The sequence below is a fragment of the Areca yellow leaf disease phytoplasma genome (assembly GCF_041920595.1).
Map to the genome: position 1 here is coordinate 293,575 of NZ_CP169277.1, position 693 is coordinate 294,267.

The window sequence follows — 693 nt, forward strand, 5'->3', positions numbered from 1 at the left end:
ATAAAAGTTTTCCAAATAGATTTATTATTTGTTTTGTTAATTTCTTTGTTTTTATCAAAAATATGTTATAATAAAATACTACACAATTAAGAACATATAAAAGCATAAAAATGTTGAAATAAGTATTTTTAATTCGTTTATTGCATTTCATCATCAAAATATTAACTTAAAAAACTTGATATAATATAAATATTTATTTTAAAATCATTATAATATTATAAAGAAAAGAGCAAGTAAATGTTTAGAATCAAATTTATTATTTTTAAACCGAAATTAGATAAACAATGAAGAAAGCAAATAGGTTTTGAAAACTCAAATTAGAAATATTTTTAATTTCCTTTTCTTTTTGGTAATTTTTGTTATCTTCGAAAGGTTTATTTCGACATATAGATGTATTTTAAAACAAAATACCGATGCATACGCTTTAGTAAAATTTTTTCTTATTATGGTGAAATTCGTTTTTTTGGTCTTTTTTATCCCTTACATTTTGTTTTTTGCTCGTTTTGATAGGTAGATAGTATGAAAGGAAGAACATTTATTAATTCATTTTTAAGTAAATATATTCAAAACCGTCAATCCAAAATAATACAAATGCCCCAAAAATAACAAAAATAAATATAAATGTCAACAATAAATAAAAACAAACTCCTTATATATTATAAGGGTTTTTCAATATTCTTTATAAACAATACG